The sequence below is a fragment of the Kitasatospora sp. NPDC048298 genome (assembly GCF_043201465.1).
Taxonomy (GTDB): Bacteria; Actinomycetota; Actinomycetes; order Streptomycetales; family Streptomycetaceae; genus Kitasatospora.
Map to the genome: position 1 here is coordinate 14,588 of NZ_JBICYZ010000005.1, position 18,626 is coordinate 33,213.

Sequence of the window (18,626 nt, forward strand, 5' to 3'; positions counted from 1 at the left end):
CCAGCCCCTGTGGAACCGCGCCGACCGACACGATCCGGAGCGAGAGCGTGCCCCGTCAGGTCTTCTTCTACGACCAGCCCGAGCGGTTCGTGGCCGGCACCGTCGGCCAGCCCGGTGCCCGGGCGTTCTACCTCCAGGCCAGCGCCCGGGGCCGGATCACCAGCGTGCTGCTGGAGAAGACCCAGGTCGCCGCGCTCGCCGAGCGCATCGAGGAGGTCCTGGACGAGGCGCTGCGGCGCAGCGGCGGCGACGCCGCCATCCCGGCCGCCGCCCCGAAGGACCTGCTCGACACCGCCCCGCTGGACCTCCCGCTGGAGCAGGAGTTCCGGGTCGGCACCATGGCCCTGGCCTGGGACAGCGTGGACGCCTGCCTGGTGGTCGAGGCGCAGGCGCTGGTCGAGGAGGACGAGGAGGAGGCCGCCGAGGCGGTCTTCACCGACGACGAGAACGGCCCGGACATGCTGCGGGTGCGGCTGTCCGGCGCGATGGCCAGGGTCTTCGCCAGGCGCGCGCTGGACCTGGTCGCGGCCGGCCGCAAGCCCTGCCCGTTCTGCAACCTTCCGCTCGACCCGGAGGGCCACCTGTGCCCGCGCGCGAACGGCTACCGGCGCTGAACACCGACACTCCGCCGCAGGCCGACCCGTCGGCCGCCGCCGCGCTGGCCGCCGACGTGCCCACCGCCCTCGCGCTGCTGCGCCAGGGCGAGCTGACCGTGCACGGCCGGCTCACCGACGCCTCCAACGCCGCGCTGTACTGCACGGTGGCGCACGGTTCGCTGAGCGCGCAGGCCGTCTACAAGCCGGTGGCCGGCGAGCGACCGCTGTGGGACTTCCCCGACGGCACGCTGGCCGGGCGCGAGGTCGCCGCGTACGAGCTGTCGGCCGCGACCGGCTGGGCGCTGATCCCGCCCACCGTGCTGCGCGAGGGCCCGCACGGGGTCGGCATGGTGCAGCTGTGGGTCGAGCCGGACCCGGGGGCCGAGCCGCTGCTGGCGCTGCAGGACCCGCGCGGCCCGGAGGCGGGCTGGCTGCCGATCGTCCGGGCCGAGGTCGAGGGCGGGCGGACGGCCCTGCTGGTGCACCACGACGACCGGCGGCTGCGCCGGCTCGCCGTCCTGGACGCGGTGCTCAACAACGCCGACCGCAAGGGCGGCCACCTGATCCCGGCCGCCGACGGCCGGGTGTACGGCATCGACCACGGCGTCACCTTCAACACCGAGGACAAGCTGCGCACCCTGCTCTGGGGTTGGGCCGGGGACCCGCTGCCCGTCGAGGCGCTGGAGGTGCTGGCCCGGCTGGCCGAGCAGTTGGACGGTGAGCTCGCCGAGCGGCTCGCCCCGCACCTGACGGCGGCCGAACTGGACGCCACCCGGGCCCGGGTGGCCGGATTGCGCGGTTCCGGCCGGCACCCGCTGCCGCCGGAGGACTGGCCCGCGATCCCCTGGCCGCCGGTGTAGCGAGTGCGGATGGTGTAGCCGGTGCGGCCGGGCGCCTGCGGGCCCGCCCCGGCGCTCCGGTCCGGACCGGGGTCGCGGCCCGCCCGGGCATTCCGCTCCCGACCGCCCTGACCCACCAGTGGTCTGGACCGGTTCTCGAAAACGGCGACAGATGGTCTGGACCTGTCCCCGGAACAGGTCGCACACTGCTCCGATGGATGTGCGACGGACCACCCCCACCCCCCGAACCACGCCGGACCTGCCGTTGCACCGGTTACAGGTCCCGCTGCCCCACCTTCTCCCCTTCGCCGTCGGCAGTTTCGACGCGATCGGCCCGCTCTCCCGGGCGGGATTCCCGCACCGGCACTCGTTCTACGAGATCGTCCACGTCACCGGTGGCCACGGCGCCCACGTCCTGGACCTCGTCCACCGGCCGCTGGCGCCACCGCAGTTGTGCGTGATCACCCCCGGCCAGGTGCACTACTGGGCGGACGCCGAGGAACTGGCCGGCCGGGTCGTCCTGTTCAACGAGGACTTCCTGCTCGGCCACCCCCAGGACCTCGCCGCCCTGCGGGCCCTGGCCACCCGCCCCGCCCTCGCGCTCGGCGAGCAGGCCGACGCGATCGACGCGCTGCTCACCGACATGGAGCACGAGTACCGGACCGGGGCGCCCGGCTACCAGGGGGTGCTGCGGGCCAGTCTGCACATCCTGATCGTCCGGGCACTGCGCGCCTGTGCCCCGGCCGACCGCCCGGCGGTGCCCAGTCGCCCGGCCGAAGTGGCGGCCGCCTTCACCCGGTTGATCGCCCGGCCGGGCGGGGTGCGGCACTCGGTGGCCTCCAGCGCGCAGGAACTCGGCGTCTCCCCGGGGCACCTGCAGACCCTGGTGAAGCAGGCCACCGGCCGCACCCCCGGCGGGCTGATCCGCCACCAGCAGACCCTGGAGGCCAAACGGCTGCTCGCCTGCACGGATTTGACGATCCGTCAGGTCGCCAAGGAGGCGGGCTTCGTCGATCCGGCGTACTTCTGCCGGTTCTTCCGCCGGGAGACCGGGATGACCCCGGGGGAGTTCCGGGCCGGGGTCGACGGAAATCACCACGATCCCCGGATCATGTCCATCGCGGTCGCGCCGGACGGCCCGTAACTTTGCTGCTGGCCACCGGTGGCCGGTCCGGCGCGCGCGGACGGGCGGCCGGTCCGGCCCTTGTCATGCCCCCACCATGGCAAGGGCCGCCCCCACCTCCCCGCCTCACGAGAAGGAGACGGCGCATGCCCACGCCCGACGGCATGATCAGCCGCAAGACCGTCCTGAAGGCCGCCGCCGCGCTCGGGGCAGCCCCGCTGCTGGTCGGCGGCGGAGTGGCCCTGGCCCGGGACCAGATCCACAGCGGCGAACCGCTCGGCCTCACCCCCGAGTGCCACGACGGTGACGCCCCCACCGTCGAGCAGATCGAGGGTCCCTACTTCAAGCCCAACTCCCCGCTGCGCAGCTCGATGGTCAACGACGGGCCCGGCACCCACCTGGTCGTCAGCGGCTACGTCTTCGGCCGCGCCTGCCGGCCCGTCTCCGGGGTGCTGCTGGACTTCTGGCAGGCCGACAACGGCGGCAACTACGACAACGTCACCTACACCTTCCGCGGCCACCAGTTCACCGACGCCAACGGCGCGTACCGGCTGGACACCATCGTGCCCGGCCTCTACCCGGGCCGCACCCGGCACCTGCACGTCAAGCTCCAGGCCCCCGGCCGCTCGATCGTCACCACCCAGCTGTACTTCCCGGGCGAGCCGCGCAACAGCACGGACAGCATCTACGACCCCCGGCTGCTGATGAACGTCCGCCAGAACGGCCAGACCCGCGAGGCGAGCTTCGACTTCGTGCTGGACGTCCCGCAGACCCCCGGCACGCCGAGCCCCACCCCCACCCCGACCGGCGGGCCCAGCACACCGCCGCCGAGCGGGACCTGGGCAGCGGGCACCTCGTACAAGGCGGGCGACCGCGTCACCTACTCCGGCGTCTCCTACACCTGCCTCCAGGCGCACACCGCCATGGTGGGCTGGGAGCCGCCGAACGTGCCGGCCCTCTGGCAGCGGTCGTAGCGGCTCCGACCGCGTCCCCCGGGGCGCCGGGCGCCCGGTCGGCGGCAGGGCCGACCGGGCGCTCACCCGTGCCCGGCGCCGGGTCCCGTACGGCACGGCAGGTCCGGTACGGCACGGGCGTCACGCCGGCCGGTCCCGTGCACTACCAGTCGGGAAACTGTCGGGCAACGCCGGGAAGCGAATCCAGTCGATCTTTCGTACTGGTTAGGCTTTCAAATGTTCGCAAGGTTAAAGTTGTTTCCATGCATGCCTGGCCCGCCTCCGAGGTTCCCGCCCTGCCTGGTCAGGGGCTCCCCCTCCGTATCCACGACACCGCAGCGGGCACGGTCCGCGAGGTGGTGCCGCAGGACGGCACCGCCCGGATCTACGTCTGCGGCATCACGCCCTACGACGCGACCCACATGGGCCACGCCGCCACCTACAACGCGTTCGACCTGGTGCAGCGCGTCTGGAAGGACGCCGGCCACGACGTCCTGTACATCCAGAACGTCACCGACGTCGACGACCCGCTGCTCGCCCGCGCGGTCGAGACCGGCCAGGACTGGACGGCCCTGGCCGAGCGCGAGACGGCCCTGTTCCGCGAGGACATGACCGCGCTGCGGATGCTCCCGCCGGCCCACTACATCGGCGCCGTCGAGTCGATCCCGTGGATCGTCCCGATCGTCCAGAAGCTGCTGGCCTCCGGCGCCGCCTACAAGGTGGACGGCGACATCTACTTCTCGGTCGACGCCGACCCGCGCTTCGGCGAGGTCTCCGGCCTCACCCGTGAGGCCATGCGCCCGGTCTTCGCCGAGCGCGGCGGCGACCCGGAGCGCCCCGGCAAGCGCAACCCGCTGGACGCCCTGCTCTGGCTGGCCGCCCGCCCGGGCGAGCCCGCCTGGGACACCGAGCTCGGCCACGGCCGCCCCGGCTGGCACATCGAGTGCGTCGCCATCGCGCTGCAGTACCTCGGCATGTCCTTCGACATCCAGGGCGGCGGCAGCGACCTCTCCTTCCCGCACCACGAGATGGGCGCCGCGCACGCCCAGGTCGCCACCGGCACCCACCCGTACGCCAAGGCGTACGTGCACGCCGGCATGGTCGCCCTGGACGGCCACAAGATGTCCAAGTCCCGCGGCAACCTGGTCTTCGTCTCGGCGCTGCGCCGCGAGGGCGTCGACCCGGCGGCGATCCGCCTGGCGCTGCTCTCGCACCACTACCGCGCGGACTGGGAGTGGACCAAGAGCACCCTGGACGAGGCCGTCGAGCGTCTCGCCCGCTGGCGCGCCGCGGTCTCCCGCCCGGACGGCCCGTCGGCCGAGCAGCTGCTCGCCGAGGTGCGCGAGGCGCTCGCGAACGACCTGGACACGCCCGCCGCGCTGGCCGCGGTCGACCGCTGGGCGGCCGGCCAGGAGGCCGAGGGCGGCACCGACACCGGCGCTCCCGGCCTGGTGACCCGCACGGTGGACGCCCTGCTCGGCGTCGCGCTGTAACCCGCACCCGCACCACACGCCGAAGGGGCGTCAGGACACCTGGTCCTGACGCCCCTTCGGCCGTACGGAGGTCACTCCTCCTCGGCGCCGTCCTGGCTCTCCCGGGCGCCGCCGCCCGGCGTCTCCGGATCGGCCGGCCGCTCCGCCGTGGCGTGCCCGGCCACCGGCTTCTCGCCCGTCGGCCCCACGTTCTCCCGGCGGCGCAGGTAGCGCTCGAACTCGCGGGCGATGGCGTCGCCGGAGGCCTCCGGCAGCTCCGCGGTGTCCTGCGCCTCCTCCAGCTGCTGGACGTACTCGGCCACCTCGCTGTCCTCGGCGGCCAGCTGGTCCACGCCGATCTGCCAGGCCCGGGCGTCCTCGCCGAGCTCGCCCGGCGGGATGCGCAGGTCCAGCAGGTCCTCCAGCTTGTTGATCAGGGCCAGCGTGGCCTTGGGGTTCGGCGGTTGCGAGACGTAGTGCGGCACCGCCGCCCAGAGCGTCACGGCCGGCACCCCGGCGTGGGTGCAGGCCTCCTGGAGCACCCCGACGATGCCGGTCGGGCCCTCGTAGCGGCTCTCCTCCAGGTCCAGCCGGCGGGCCAGCTCGGGGTCGGAGGTGACGCCGCTGACCGGCACCGGACGGCTGTGCGGGGTGTCGCCGAGCAGCGCGCCCAGGATCACCACCAGCTCGACGCCCAGCTCGTGCGCGAAGCCCAGCAGCTCGTTGCAGAACGAGCGCCAGCGCATGCTCGGCTCGATGCCGCGGACCAGCACGACGTCCCTGGTCGTCGGTTCCGTCACCCGGATCACCGAGAGCCGGGTGGTCGGCCAGGTGATCCGGCGGATGCCGCCGTCCAGCCAGACCGTGGGCCGGTTGACCTGGAAGTCGTAGTAGTCCTCCGCGTCCAGGGCGGCGAACACCTTGCCGCCCCAGGTCTCGTCCAGGTGCGCCAGAGCCGCGGACGCGGCGTCGCCCGCGTCGTTCCAGCCCTCGAACGCGCAGACCATCACCGGGTCGATCAACTCGGGAACATCTTCCAGCTCGATCACCCAGCGTCTCCCTCCGGTCGGCGGTCGGACCTGCGCCGCCCCGGCTGGCCTGCCGGGGCGCCGACGGGCCGGCTGCCGACTGTCGAACCTCTCGTCTCCCATGGAACGCCTCGCCCCATGGTCCCTACCTGCCCAGCCTACGGGCTTTGATGCGCACCACGGCCGGGCACCGGGACAGTCTGGGGGAGCGGACCGCCGCGATCCACCGGATATCGGCGGGCCCTGGGCTGACGGTCCGTCAGGTGTCCGGCGGGGGCGAAGGGTGTTCGATCGGCGACGCGGCGTGACGGTCGCCCGACCGCACGGTCCGCCGGGCCGGCGCTACCCGCCCTGCCCCGCCGTCGCCCAGCCCTCGCGGTACGCCGCCCAGTGCTCGGGCAGCGCGGCGAAGTCCACGTACAGCGCGACGCCGAAGTCGGCCCGCCGCCGGTCCTCCCGGCCCAGGCCGAGCCGGACGCCCCGGACGGCGGCCCGGACGGTCTCGGCGTCACCCCAGTGGCCCCACTTGTCGTCCCAGTAGAACGGCAGGCCCATCAGCAGGTCCACGCCGGCCGGGGTCGACCGCAGGGCGAGCTCGGTCTGCCGGGCCACGTAGCCGCCGTACAGCGGCTCGGTGGGCATCGAGGTGTCGTAGCTCATCACCGCGATCTGGTCGACCCGGCGGGCGGTCTCGGTGAAGTACGCCCGGTCCCACCACTTGCCGTGGCCGGTGAGCAGGATGCCCGCCGTGTGCAGGCCGGGGACGGGGTCGATCTGCGGGGCCGCCACCGACAGCTTGGCGCCGCGGGCCGCGGTGACCGGGCGGACCTGGTCGAGCAGCGCCAGCCAGCCCGCCGAACCGGGGCGGATCGGCTCCATGTCGAAGTGCACGCCGTCGAAGCCGAGGTCCAGCACCTGGCGGGCGGAGGCGGTGACCCGGTCGCGGGTGGGGGCGTCCTCCAGGTCCAGGGCGTCCTTCTCCGGCTTGACCTCGTCTCCCAGCCAGCTCTGCACCCGGATGCCGGGCAGCTCCCGGTGCACGGTGTCGGTGAACCAGCGGGCCCGGGGGTGGACGGAGGACGGCAGCGAGCCGTCGTGCTCCAGCGGGCCGGTGTGCACGTAGAGGTCCCGGATGCCGGTGCCGGCCAGCTGTCGGCCCAATTCGGCCACGTCCGCCTCGGTCTTGCGGCCGTCCACCCAGGCGTGGCCGAGCCAGAGCGCGTCCCGGCCCCGGGTGCGGGCGTCGGCGGCGGGCGTGCCGGTGTAGTGCAGTCGGAACACCACGAACACCGATCCCAGCGCGGCGGCCGGCACGGCCGCCACCAGGGCCAGCACCAGCAGTGCCCGCCGCCACCGGGACCAGGCCCGCCAGTGGTCGCGCAGCGCGCGGAACGGGGCCGCCAGGCCCCGGCCGGTACGCCGCGCGGAGGTCCGGAATCCGGCCACGCGCTCGCTCCCCCTTGCGTTCGAGTGCTCAGGATACGGAATGGCCCGGCGGGCCGAGCCGTGGGCCGGATACCCTGGCCAGGTGCGTGCCCGACCAAGCGGGCGCGCAAAGCCGACAGCCGTCGCACCAGGGAGAAGCCCCATGGCCACAGCAGCCACCCCGTCCATCACTCAGCAGAGCCGCGCGAACGCACTGCGTGAGGCCCTCGCCACCCGGGTGGTGGTCGCCGACGGTGCCATGGGCACCATGCTCCAGGCGCAGGATCCGACGCTGGAGGACTTCCAGAACCTCGAAGGCTGCAACGAGGTCCTCAACATCACCCGCCCGGACATCGTCCGGTCCGTCCACGAGGCCTACTTCGGGGTCGGCGTGGACTGCGTGGAGACCAACACCTTCGGCGCCAACTTCAGCGCCCTCGGCGAGTACGAGATCGCGGAGCGGATCTTCGAGCTGTCCGAGTCCGGCGCCCGGATCGCCCGCGAGGTGGCCGACGCCCACGCCGCCGCCGACGGCCGCACCCGCTGGGTGCTCGGCTCGATCGGCCCCGGCACCAAGCTGCCGACCCTCGGCCACGCCCCGTACGAGACGTTGCGCGACGGCTTCCGGCAGAACGCGGCCGGCCTGATCGCCGGCGGCGCCGACGCGCTGCTGGTCGAGACCAGCCAGGACCTGCTGCAGACCAAGGCCGCCATCCTGGGCTCCAAGCGGGCGCTGGCCGAGGCCGGGCTGGACCTGCCGGTGCTGGTGCAGGTCACGGTGGAGACCACCGGCACCATGCTGCTCGGCTCGGAGATCGGTGCCGCGCTCACCGCGCTGGAGCCGCTGGGCGTGGACTACATCGGCCTCAACTGCGCGACCGGCCCGGCCGAGATGAGCGAGCACCTGCGCTACCTGGCCAAGAACGCCCGGATCGGCCTGTCCTGCATGCCGAACGCGGGCCTGCCGGTGCTCGGCAAGGACGGCGCCCACTACCCGCTGTCCCCGGCCGAACTGGCCGACGCCCACGACGTGTTCACCCGCGAGTACGGCCTCTCGCTGGTCGGCGGCTGCTGCGGCACCACCCCCGAGCACCTGCGCCAGGTGGTCGAGCGGGTCCAGGGCCGCCCGATCGCCCCGCGCGACCCGAGGCCCGAGCCCTCGGCGGCCTCGCTGTACCAGGCGGTGCCGTTCCGTCAGGACACCTCGTACCTGGCGATCGGCGAGCGCACCAACGCCAACGGCTCGAAGAAGTTCCGCGAGTCGATGCTGGCCGGCGACTGGCAGGCCTGCGTGGAGATCGCCCGCGACCAGATCCGGGACGGCTCCCACCTGCTGGACCTCTGCGTGGACTACGTCGGCCGCGACGGCGTCGCCGACATGAAGGAGATCGCCGGCCGGCTGGCCACCGCCTCCACCCTGCCGATCGTGCTGGACTCCACCGAGCCGCCGGTGCTGCAGGCCGGTCTGGAGGCGCTCGGCGGCCGCGCGGTGCTCAACTCGGTCAACTACGAGGACGGCAACGCCCCCGACTCGCGCTTCGGGAAGATCGCCTCGCTGGCCCGCGAGCACGGCGCCGGCCTGATCGCGCTGACCATCGACGAGCAGGGCCAGGCCCGTACCGCCGACACCAAGGTCGCGATCGCCGAGCGGCTGATCGCCGAACTCACCGCCGACTACGGCATCGACGAGGGCTCGATCCTGGTCGACTGCCTCACCTTCACCCTGGCCACCGGCCAGGAGGAGTCCCGCCGGGACGGCATCGAGACCATCGAGGCGATCCGCGAGCTCAAGCGCCGCCGCCCGAAGGTGCAGACCACCCTGGGCCTGTCCAACATCTCCTTCGGCCTCAACCCGGCCGCCCGGGTGGTGCTCAACTCCGTCTTCCTGCACGAGTGCGTGGAGGCCGGACTGGACTCGGCGATCGTGCACGCCTCCAAGATCCTGCCGATCTCCCGCATCCCCGAGGACCAGCGCGAGGCCGCGCTCGACCTGGTCTACGACCGCCGCCGGGACGGCTACGACCCGCTGCAGCGCCTGCTGGAGCTGTTCGAGGGCGTCTCCGCCGCCTCGGTGAAGGCCTCCAAGGCCGAGGAGCTGGCCGCGCTCCCGCTGGAGGAGCGGCTGCAGCGCCGGATCATCGACGGTGAGCGCAATGGCCTGGAGGCCGACCTGGACGAGGCGCTGACCGTCCGCCCGGCGCTGGAGATCATCAACGACACCCTGCTGGCCGGCATGAAGGTGGTCGGCGAGCTCTTCGGCTCCGGCCAGATGCAGCTGCCGTTCGTGCTCCAGTCCGCCGAGGTGATGAAGACCGCGGTGGCCCACCTGGAGCCGTACATGGAGAAGTCCGACAGCGAGGGCAAGGGCACCATCGTGCTCGCCACCGTCAAGGGCGACGTCCACGACATCGGCAAGAACCTGGTCGACATCATCCTGTCCAACAACGGCTACAACGTGGTCAACCTGGGCATCAAGCAGCCGGTCTCGGCGATCCTGGACGCCGCGCAGGAGCACAACGCGGACGTCATCGGGATGTCCGGCCTGCTGGTGAAGTCCACCGTGATCATGAAGGAGAACCTGGAGGAGCTGAACCAGCGCAAGCTGGCCGCCAGCTTCCCGGTGATCCTCGGCGGCGCCGCGCTCACCCGCGCCTACGTCGAGCAGGACCTGCACGAGATCTACGAGGGCGAGGTCCGCTACGCCCGGGACGCCTTCGAGGGCCTGCGGCTGATGGACGCGCTGATCGCGGTCAAGCGCGGCGTGCCCGGCGCGGCCCTGCCGGAGCTCAAGCAGCGCCGGCACGCCCGGGTCGAGGTGGAGGAGCCGGAGCCCGAGGTCAACCTCGGCCAGATCCGCTCCGACGTCGCCGTCGACAACACCGTGCCGGTGCCGCCGTTCTGGGGCGACCGGATCGTCAAGGGCATCCCGTTCGCGGACTACGCCTCCTGGCTGGACGAGGACGCGCTGTTCAAGGGGCAGTGGGGCCTGAAGGCCGCGCGCTCCGGCGAGGGGCCGTCCTACGAGGAGCTGGTGGAGACCGAGGGCCGGCCGCGGCTGCGGGCCTGGCTGGACCGCCTGCAGACCGAGGGCTGGCTGGAGGCCGCCGTGGTCTACGGCTACTACCCGGCCAACTCCAAGGGCGACGACCTGATCGTCTTCCACGAGGACGGCACCGAGCGCACCCGCTTCACCTTCCCGCGCCAGCGGCGCGGCCGCCGGCTCTGCCTGGCCGACTTCTTCCGCCCGGAGGAGTCCGGGGCGCGGGACGTCGTGGGCCTCCAGGTGGTCACCATGGGCAACCGGATCTCGGAGGCGGCCAACGAGCTGTTCGCCGGCAACTCCTACCGGGACTACCTGGAGCTGCACGGGCTCTCGGTGCAGCTGGCCGAGGCGCTGGCCGAGTTCTGGCACGCGCGGGTCCGCTACGAGCTGGGCTTCTCCGGCGAGGACCCGCAGGACGTCAAGGACATGTTCGCGCTCAAGTACCGCGGCGCCCGCTTCTCGCTCGGCTACGGGGCCTGCCCCGAGCTGGAGGACCGGGCCAAGATCGCCGAGCTGCTGAAGCCGGAGCGGATCGGCGTGGTGCTCTCCGAGGAGTTCCAGCTCCACCCGGAGCAGTCCACCGACGCGATCGTGATCCACCACCCGGAGGCGAAGTACTTCAACGCCCGGTAACTCCCGGTTTCCGTTGCGTTCGCTCTTTCCGGACGAAGCGGGCGTATCCTTGATGATCCTGAACGGGCCGGTCCGCTCACCTGCGGGCCGGCCCGCGCCTTCCCCGGAGACGCTCCGGGCCTGCCGGAAGGACCCCCGCCATGACGACCAGCTCCACCGCCACGCGCATCCTCGAGCACGGGGACGACCGCGGGCTCCAGGCGGTGCTGCTGGACATGGACGGGACGCTGGTGGACACCGAGGACTTCTGGTGGCAGGCCGAGGCCTCGCTCTTCGCCGAGCTGGGCCACGAGCTGGACGAGGCCGACCGCGCCCACGTGGTCGGCGGCCCGATGACCAGGGTGATGGAGTACCTGGTCGCCAGGACCGGCGCGGACATCGCGCCGGCGGACCTGGGCGTGCTGGTCAACCAGCGCTTCGTCGATCTGCTGGCCGGCGGCGTGCCGCTCATGCCGGGCGCCGAGCGGCTGCTCAACACCCTTGCCGCGCACGGGATTCCGGCCGCCATGGTGTCCGCCTCGCACCGGCACGTGATCGACATCGTGCTGCGCTCGCTGGGCGCCCACCACTTCGCCTTCACCATCGGCGGGGACGAGGTGCCGCGCACCAAGCCCTTCCCCGACCCGTACCTGGAGGCCGCCCGGCGGCTCGGCGCGGAGCCGGTCCGCTGCGTGGTGATCGAGGACACCCCGACCGGGGTGCGGGCGGGCGAGGCGGCCGGCTGCCCGGTGATCGCGGTGCCCTCGGTGGCGCCGATCGAGCCGGCTCCGGGGCGGCTGGTACTGCCGTCGCTGGAGCAGGTCGACCTCGATCTGCTGCGCTCCCTGGTCGCCTCTCGGGTGTGATTGTCGTCTCATTGCGACCCGGCCTTACCGGCCGGTAAACGGCCCTGTGGGCCTCCGGAGCGAAGTCGCCGGGGGAGAAAACGGGCAATGGCTGACAACTCGTCGGGCGCGCCGTGATGCCCTGAACCGCCGTGTCCCAAACGTCATCAGCGCGGGTATCGGTCGTACGTGTTCGATGTGGCACGCTACTCCAGTTCGTGCCACCCAAAAGGACGCGCCTCGTGAAGACTTCAGCTGAACGCCTGGCAGTACTCGGTTGCGCCGGCCTGGTCGCCGTGTCGGTGGCGGGCTGCGGATCGGTGACCGACGTGGTCAAGGGGGACGGCGGCAAGTCGATCACCATGGGCACCAGTCAGCTGACCGGTGTCCTGGACCCGGCGGCCGCCTACGACGCCGGCTCCTGGCTGCTGCTGCGCAACACCTTCCAGTCACTGCTCACCTTCCAGGCCGCGGCCAGCTCGCCGTCCCCGGACGCCGCGCAGTCCTGCGAGTTCACCAGCGCCGAGGCCACCGAGTACCACTGCACCCTGAAGCCCGGCCAGAAGTTCTCCAACGGTCACCCGCTGACCGCCCAGGACGTGGTCTTCTCGATCGAGCGCACCAAGAAGATCAACGACCAGACCGGTCCGGTCGAGCTGCTGGACTCGATCAAGTCCGTCGAGGCCAAGGGTGACAACGAGGTGATCTTCCACCTCTCCACGCCCGACGCCACCCTGCCGGCCAAGCTGGCGAGCCCGGTCGGCGCCATCGTGGACCACCAGGTCTACCCCGCGGACAAGGTCGTCCCGAACGACAAGCTGATCGGCTCCGGCCCGTACCGCTTCGACGCGGTCGAGAACCTGAGCGGCGGCAAGCAGCTGGGCAAGGTCGTGCTGTCGGCCAACGACAAGTACGGCGGCGAGGCCAAGCTGCGGAACAACAAGTTCACCGTGCGGTTCTTCGACAAGTCGGAGGACCTCAAGGCGGCGCTGGACAAGGGCGAGATCGACCTCACCGACAACAGCCTGGAGCCGAACACCGCCGCCCAGGTCCGCTCCGACCAGCAGGGCGGCAAGACCGACCTCCAGGTGACCGAGGGCGACAGCAACGACACCCGTTCGCTGGTCCTCAACACCAAGGACCCGCTGATGAGCAACGTCGCCGTCCGCCAGGCCGCCGCCCAGATGATGGACCGCAAGGCACTGGCCCGCGACGTCTTCGCCCGCACCGTCCAGGCGCTCTACTCCATGGTCCCGGCCGGCCTGCCCGGCCACACCACGGCCTTCTTCGACCGCTACGGCGACCAGGACGTGAACAAGGCCAAGAAGATCCTGGCCGACGCCAAGATCCAGACCCCGGTCAAGTTCACCCTCACCTGGTCCCGTTCGCGGGCCGGCAGCAACGAGGCCGAGACGCTGAAGAAGCAGCTGGAGACCGGCGGCCTCTTCCAGGTGACGCTCGTCCAGGAGCCGGACTGGGACTCGTACCGCAAGGGCTGGACCGAGGGCAAGTACCAGGCGTACGTCATCGGTTGGTTCGCCGACTACCCGGACCCGGACAACTACCTCGCCCCGCTGCTGATCAACGGCGGTGCGTACCACCACGGTTGGGACGACCCGCGGATCAGCGGGCGGCTGGTGCCGGAGGGCCTCAAGCAGACCGACCGCAGCGCCGCGGCCTCCACCTACGCGCAGATCCAGGCGATCGAGGCCGAGAACGTGCCGCTGATCCCGCTGTACCAGAACAAGTCCTTCTTCGCGGCCCGCTCGTACGTCACCGGCGTCGAGTCCACCGTCGACACCACCGGCTACTTCCGCTTCTGGGAGATCAGCCGGACCAGCAAGTAGCGCCCGCAGGACGGCGGCCCGCCCGCATCCCCGTCGGTACACGGGGAGCGGACGGGCCGCCGTGACGTTTCCGCGGCCCCCAGGAGGTCCCAGGGGCCGCCGGAACCGCTACAGGGCGCCGGGGCGCACCAGCCCGCTCTCGTAGGCGTACACGGCCGCCTGCACCCGGTCGCGCAGCTGCAGCTTGGTCAGCACGTGGCCCACGTGCGTCTTCACGGTCGTCTCGCTGACGAACAGCTCGGCCGCGATCTCCGCGTTCGACAGCCCGCGCGCCACCAGCTTCAGCACCTCCAGCTCGCGCTCCGTCAGCGCGCCCAGCGCCTGCGGCGGCGCCTCGTCGCCCGAGGGCAGCTTGGTGGCGTACATGTCCAGCAGCCGGCGGGTGATGCTCGGCGCCAGCATCGCCGCGCCGTCCGCGACCACCCGGATCGCCTGCACCAGCTCCTCGGCCGGGACGTCCTTCAGCAGGAAGCCGCTGGCGCCCGCGCGCAGCGCCTCCACCACGTACTCGTCCAGGTCGAAGGTGGTCAGCACCAGCACCTTGGCCGGGCCGTCCCGCCCCGGACCGGCGATCCGGCGGGTCGCCTCGACGCCGTCCATCCTGGGCATCCGGATGTCCATCAGCACCACGTCGGGCTGCAGCGCCCGCACCTGGTCCAGCGCCTGCTGGCCGTCGCCGGCCTCGCCGACCACCACCAGGTCGGACTCGGCCTCCAGGATCATCCGGAAACCGGTGCGCAGCAGCGGCTGGTCGTCGACCAGCAGCACTCGGATCGTCACCTAGGACTCCTTGCTCATCGGATCCCCCGTGGGATCGCTCTCGTCCGACGTACGGGCTACCGGCAGCGGGTACGGCGGCGGGGTGCCGCCGAACTCCGGGCAGCTGGCCTGGTGGTCGCACCAGTCGCAGAGGCGGTTGCGGGTGGCCGGGAAGTCCCCGGTGGCCACCGCGTGGCCGATCCGCTCCCACAGCGCCAGGAGCTTGCGCTCCACCGCCAGCAGGTCCGCCTGGTCCGGGTCGTAGCTGACCACGTCCCCGCCGCCACCGAGGTAGACCAGCTGGAGGCGCTTGGGGATCACGCCCTTCCAGCGCCACACCACCAGGGCGTAGAACTTCATCTGGAACATCGCCTTGCCCTCGAAGTCCCGCGAGGGCGCCCGGCCGGTCTTGTAGTCCACCAGCCGGACCTCGCCGGTCGGGGCGACGTCCACCCGGTCGATGTAGCCGCGCAGCAGCAGGCCCGAATCCAGGGCCGTCTCCACGTAGAGCTCCCGCTCCACCGGGTGCAGCCGGGTCGGGTCCTCCAGCCGGAACCACTGGCCGACCAGCTTCTCGGCGTCCGACAGCCAGCGGGTCAGCGCCGCGCCGTCCGGGTCGTCCGGGAACAGCGTGCCCAGCTCCGGGCGCTCGCCCAGCAGCCGCTCCCACTGCGGGCGCAGCAGGCCCAGCGCCCGCTCCGGCGTCCGCTCGGCCGCCGGGCTGTCGAAGAGCCGCTCCAGCACCGCGTGCACCAGCGTGCCCCGGGTCGCCGCCGAGCTCGGCGGCTCGGGCAGCCGGTCGATCACCCGCAGCCGGTACAGCAGGGGACAGGTGAGGAAGTCCCCCGCTCGGGACGGGGAGAGCCCGGTCGGGGGTGCCGCCGGTCGCGCGGTGGCACTACTGGTCTCGGTGTGCTGCATGGCTACGACCCTATTGCCCTTCGCCGTCATCCCGCTGCCACGGTGCTGCCACGGCCGCCGTGAGTGGGTAGGAAGCTGGAAGCAGGGCCGTGCGGCGCCGGAGGGCCACGATCACGTAGCGTGGGCGCACCGGGCACGACGGGGGAGACGACCGAAGGGATCACGGTGAGCGACAGCAGGGGGCAGCAGTCCTCCGACCAGCCACCGCAGGCGGGCGAAGGGCGCCCGGCCGGGCCGCCGCCCGAGCGCCGCGGCGGCATCCTGATGGGCCGGCCCTTCGGCGTGCCCGTCTACGTCACACCCTCCTGGTTCGTCATCGCCGCGCTGATCACCTGGGTGTTCGGCGGGCAGCTGGGCGACGTGCTGCCCGACCTCGGCGGTGCCCGCTACCTGGTCGCGTTCTTCTTCGCGGTGGCCTTCTACGCCTCCGTCCTGGTGCACGAGCTCGCCCACACCCTGGTCGCGCTGCGCTACAAGCTGGGGGTACGGCGGATCCAGCTCCAGTTCTTCGGCGGGGTGTCCGAGATCGAGAACGAGGCGGAGCGCCCCTGGCGGGAGTTCTGGCTGGCCTTCGTCGGCCCGCTGCTCTCGCTGCTGCTCGGCGGCGTGTTCTACCTCGCCGTGCGGGCGGTGGAGCCGTCCACCGTGCCCGGGGTGCTGCTCACCGGCCTGATGGTCTCCAACCTGGTGGTCGCCGCCTTCAACCTGCTGCCCGGCCTGCCGCTGGACGGCGGCCGGATGCTGCGCGCGCTCGTCTGGGCGGTCACCGGCAGGCCGATGACCGGCACGGTGGCCGCCGCCTGGGTCGGCCGCGGGCTGGCCGTCGCCGTGCTGATCGGCCTGCCGCTGCTCAGCGCCTCCCGCGGGGTCGAGCGCACCACCACCGACACCCTGGTGGACGCGGTGCTGGCCGCGGTGCTCGCCGCGATCATCTGGAACGGCGCCACCGGCAGCCTGCGCAACGCCCGGCTCAAGGAGGTGCTGCCCGGCCTGCGGCTGCGCGAGCTGGCCCGGCGGGCCGTCGAGGTCACCGCCGACACCCCGCTCGGCGAGGCGCTGCGGCGCGCCCGCGAGGCCCAGGCCGGCGCGGTGATCGTGGTCGACGGCCGGGGAGAACCCATCGCCCTGGTGCGCGAGTCCGCCGTCCGCTCGGTGCCCGAGCACCGCCGCCCCTGGGTGGCCGTCGGACCGCTCGCCCGCGACCTCGAACCCGGCATGCGACTGGACGCCGACCTCGGCGGTGAGGACCTGCTGCGGGCCGTCCAGGCCACCCCGGCGGGGGAGTACCTGGTGGTCGAGTCGGACGGCCGGGTGTACGGCGTCGCCGCGCTCAGCGACATCGAGCAGCGGCTGACCGCCGCCCTCACCGGCCGCTGACCGGACGGCCGACGATCACCCGCGTCCCGCGGGCCGGTCCGCTTCCCTTAGGATTGTCGGCATGTCCGAACCGACCGGTGCCGCCCGCCGACGCGGGCCCTTCCAGGTCGGGGACCAGGTCCAGCTGACCGACCCCAAGGGTCGCCACTACACGTTCACGCTCCAGGCCGGGAACCAGTTCCACACCCACAAGGGTGCGTTCCCGCACGACGAGCTGATCGGCGCTCCCGAGGGCACGGTCGTGCGCACCACGGGGAACGTTCCGTACCTCGCGCTGCGCCCCCTGCTCCCCGACTACGTCCTGTCCATGCCGCGCGGCGCTGCCGTGATCTACCCCAAGGACGCGGGGCAGATCCTGGCGATGGCCGATATCTTCGCGGGTGCCCGCGTGGTCGAGGCCGGAGTCGGCTCGGGCGCGCTCAGCACGTACCTGCTGCGCGCCGTCGGCGAGCAGGGCATGCTGGCCTCCTACGAGCGTCGGCAGGACTTCGCCGACATCGCCCAGGGGAACGTCGAGCGCTACTTCGGCGGCCCGCACCCGGCGTGGAAGCTCACCGTCGGCGACCTCCAGGACAACCTGGTCGAGACCGACGTCGACCGCGTCATCCTCGACATGCTGGCCCCCTGGGAGTGCCTGGACGTCGCCTCCAAGGCGCTCGTCCCCGGCGGCCTCATCTGCTGCTACGTGGCCACCACCACGCAGATGTCCAAGACCGTCGAGGCGCTGCGCGACCACGGCACCTTCACCGAGCCGCAGGCCTGGGAGACCATGGTCCGCACCTGGCACCTGGAGGGCCTGGCCGTCCGCCCGGACCACCGGATGATCGGCCACACCGGCTTCCTGCTCACCGCCCGCCGCCTGGCGGACGGCGTGGAGCCGCCGCTGCGCCGCCGCCGTCCGGCCAAGGGCGCGTACGGCGAGGACTACGACAACGGGGCGACCGAGCCCACTCTCCAGGAGCGCGCCGCGGCCCGCAAGGCCGCCCGCGCCACGGACGCGGACCAGCCCGACCTGGGCTGAACCCGGACCCTCCGAGAAGGGGTGGTGCGAGCACGGCGCTCGTACCACCCCTTTCGCATGCCGCCGAGCACGGTGTGGGACGATGCTCGCTCACGCAGAGCGGCTTGTGGAGCCCTGGAGGGGACGCCTGGTGGAGACCGCGGTCGGGACGACGACGGCGACGACTGGACAGCGGACACCGCGGGGCCGTTCCGGGCCCGGACACGCGCGCACCGCCCCCTGGCACTGGGCCGTCGCCCTGGCCGGCTGCGGCGCGGTGGTGGGGGCCGCGCTGGCCGCCTCCCCGGCGACCGGTACCCCGGTGCCCGCCCACGAGACCCCCAAGGCCCTCGCCGCGACCGCCGCCCCCGACCCGGCCCGGGCTCAACTCCCGCTGGACTGCGGTCCGTTCCCGGTCAAGACGACGCTGGCCGTGCCCGCGCGGCTCGGTGACGGGCACCCCGGCACGGTGGTCACCGCGCACTGCGCCACCGAGACCGGCACCCCGCCGGACGCCGTCTTCCTGCTCGGCTTCGGCCCGGGCGAGCGCCCCGAGGTGGTGGCCACCCTGCTCGCCGAACGCGAGAACCTCACCGTGAGCCGGATCGCGGTGCGGTCGGACGGCGTCATCACCGGCCACGCGCAGGGGTATTCGAGCGAGGACGTGCCGCGGTTCCGGCCGGACATCTCGGTCGACCTCACCTGGACGCACAGGGGCGGCGGCTGGGAACGCTCCCAGACCGCCGCCCCGGTCTCCGCCGTGTGACGGACCGACTACGGACCCGA

At 72.7% G+C, this 18,626-nt stretch carries 15 protein-coding genes; 11 read left to right on the forward strand and 4 right to left on the reverse strand.

Annotation, left to right across the window (positions count from 1 at the left end):
• The first annotated feature begins 47 nt into the window (after positions 1 to 47).
• The 5 genes from ACGF0D_RS05705 (at position 48) to mshC (ending at position 5,004) form a co-directional block, all read left to right on the forward strand.
• On the forward strand, positions 48 to 614 hold the full coding sequence (locus ACGF0D_RS05705) for a DUF3090 domain-containing protein (RefSeq protein ID WP_392874340.1): 567 nt from the start codon (positions 48 to 50) through the stop codon (positions 612 to 614).
• Positions 615 to 658: 44 nt separating this feature from the next.
• On the forward strand, positions 659 to 1,456 hold the full coding sequence (locus ACGF0D_RS05710) for an SCO1664 family protein (RefSeq protein ID WP_392914205.1): 798 nt from the start codon (positions 659 to 661) through the stop codon (positions 1,454 to 1,456).
• Positions 1,457 to 1,649: 193 nt separating this feature from the next.
• Complete coding sequence (locus tag ACGF0D_RS05715) at positions 1,650 to 2,579, forward strand: AraC family transcriptional regulator (RefSeq protein ID WP_392914103.1); 930 nt, start codon at positions 1,650 to 1,652, stop codon at positions 2,577 to 2,579.
• A 125-nt stretch (positions 2,580 to 2,704) separates the two neighbouring features.
• The gene (locus ACGF0D_RS05720; RefSeq protein ID WP_392874346.1) at positions 2,705 to 3,532 is read left to right on the forward strand and encodes a carbohydrate-binding protein; all 828 of its coding nucleotides are present in this window, start codon (positions 2,705 to 2,707) and stop codon (positions 3,530 to 3,532) included.
• A 242-nt stretch (positions 3,533 to 3,774) separates the two neighbouring features.
• The gene (mshC, locus tag ACGF0D_RS05725; protein ID WP_392874349.1) at positions 3,775 to 5,004 is read left to right on the forward strand and encodes a cysteine--1-D-myo-inosityl 2-amino-2-deoxy-alpha-D-glucopyranoside ligase; all 1,230 of its coding nucleotides are present in this window, start codon (positions 3,775 to 3,777) and stop codon (positions 5,002 to 5,004) included.
• A gap of 71 nt (positions 5,005 to 5,075) precedes the next feature.
• On the opposite strand, the gene ACGF0D_RS05730 is transcribed toward mshC, so the two are convergent.
• Together ACGF0D_RS05730 and ACGF0D_RS05735 are read right to left on the reverse strand one after the other, a co-directional pair.
• Positions 5,076 to 6,032 (reverse strand): PAC2 family protein, encoded by a 957-nt coding sequence (locus tag ACGF0D_RS05730; RefSeq protein WP_392914104.1) that lies wholly within the window; start codon positions 6,030 to 6,032, stop codon positions 5,076 to 5,078.
• A gap of 321 nt (positions 6,033 to 6,353) precedes the next feature.
• A complete protein-coding gene (locus ACGF0D_RS05735; protein ID WP_392914105.1) occupies positions 6,354 to 7,457 on the reverse strand; it encodes a hypothetical protein in 1,104 nt (367 codons plus the stop codon).
• A gap of 142 nt (positions 7,458 to 7,599) precedes the next feature.
• Here ACGF0D_RS05735 and metH point away from each other — a divergent pair, with 142 nt between their 5' ends.
• The 3 genes from metH to ACGF0D_RS05750 all read left to right on the forward strand — a co-directional run bounded on the left by metH (position 7,600) and on the right by ACGF0D_RS05750 (position 13,783).
• Positions 7,600 to 11,112, forward strand: a complete 3,513-nt coding sequence (metH, locus tag ACGF0D_RS05740) for a methionine synthase (protein WP_392914106.1) — start codon at positions 7,600 to 7,602, stop codon at positions 11,110 to 11,112.
• 140 nt (positions 11,113 to 11,252) lie between these two features.
• Entirely contained in the window at positions 11,253 to 11,957 is a 705-nt protein-coding gene (locus tag ACGF0D_RS05745) for an HAD family hydrolase (RefSeq protein WP_392874361.1), read from the forward strand.
• A gap of 221 nt (positions 11,958 to 12,178) precedes the next feature.
• Complete coding sequence (locus ACGF0D_RS05750) at positions 12,179 to 13,783, forward strand: ABC transporter substrate-binding protein (protein WP_392874364.1); 1,605 nt, start codon at positions 12,179 to 12,181, stop codon at positions 13,781 to 13,783.
• A gap of 108 nt (positions 13,784 to 13,891) precedes the next feature.
• Here ACGF0D_RS05750 and ACGF0D_RS05755 read toward each other — a convergent pair whose 3' ends face one another.
• Positions 13,892 to 14,563 (reverse strand): response regulator transcription factor, encoded by a 672-nt coding sequence (locus ACGF0D_RS05755; protein WP_049650980.1) that lies wholly within the window; start codon positions 14,561 to 14,563, stop codon positions 13,892 to 13,894.
• Positions 14,564 to 15,463 carry a RecB family exonuclease gene (locus ACGF0D_RS05760; RefSeq protein ID WP_392874367.1) on the reverse strand — a complete coding sequence of 300 codons (900 nt, stop codon included), beginning with the start codon at positions 15,461 to 15,463 and terminating at the stop codon, positions 14,564 to 14,566. It abuts the gene before it with no gap.
• A gap of 264 nt (positions 15,464 to 15,727) precedes the next feature.
• Between ACGF0D_RS05760 and ACGF0D_RS05765 the strand changes: the two genes are divergently transcribed.
• From ACGF0D_RS05765 to ACGF0D_RS05775, 3 genes are all read left to right on the forward strand, one after another.
• Positions 15,728 to 16,840 carry a site-2 protease family protein gene (locus ACGF0D_RS05765; protein ID WP_392914206.1) on the forward strand — a complete coding sequence of 371 codons (1,113 nt, stop codon included), beginning with the start codon at positions 15,728 to 15,730 and terminating at the stop codon, positions 16,838 to 16,840.
• Positions 16,841 to 16,901: 61 nt separating this feature from the next.
• On the forward strand, positions 16,902 to 17,861 hold the full coding sequence (locus ACGF0D_RS05770) for a tRNA (adenine-N1)-methyltransferase (RefSeq protein WP_392874373.1): 960 nt from the start codon (positions 16,902 to 16,904) through the stop codon (positions 17,859 to 17,861).
• A gap of 130 nt (positions 17,862 to 17,991) precedes the next feature.
• Positions 17,992 to 18,606, forward strand: a complete 615-nt coding sequence (locus ACGF0D_RS05775; protein WP_392914107.1) for a hypothetical protein — start codon at positions 17,992 to 17,994, stop codon at positions 18,604 to 18,606.
• The last annotated feature ends 20 nt before the right edge of the window (positions 18,607 to 18,626 follow it).

Bases quoted from the DNA above. Each gene is read 5' to 3' on its own strand.
- ACGF0D_RS05715 (WP_392914103.1), top strand. From the start codon at position 1,650: ATGGATGTGCGACGGACCACCCCCACCCCCCGAACCACGCCGGACCTG.
- ACGF0D_RS05720 (WP_392874346.1), top strand. From the start codon at position 2,705: ATGCCCACGCCCGACGGCATGATCAGCCGCAAGACCGTCCTGAAGGCC.
- mshC (WP_392874349.1), top strand. From the start codon at position 3,775: ATGCATGCCTGGCCCGCCTCCGAGGTTCCCGCCCTGCCTGGTCAGGGG.
- metH (WP_392914106.1), top strand. From the start codon at position 7,600: ATGGCCACAGCAGCCACCCCGTCCATCACTCAGCAGAGCCGCGCGAAC.
- ACGF0D_RS05745 (WP_392874361.1), top strand. From the start codon at position 11,253: ATGACGACCAGCTCCACCGCCACGCGCATCCTCGAGCACGGGGACGAC.
- ACGF0D_RS05760 (WP_392874367.1), bottom strand. From the start codon at position 15,463: ATGCAGCACACCGAGACCAGTAGTGCCACCGCGCGACCGGCGGCACCC.
- ACGF0D_RS05765 (WP_392914206.1), top strand. From the start codon at position 15,728: ATGGGCCGGCCCTTCGGCGTGCCCGTCTACGTCACACCCTCCTGGTTC.
- ACGF0D_RS05770 (WP_392874373.1), top strand. From the start codon at position 16,902: ATGTCCGAACCGACCGGTGCCGCCCGCCGACGCGGGCCCTTCCAGGTC.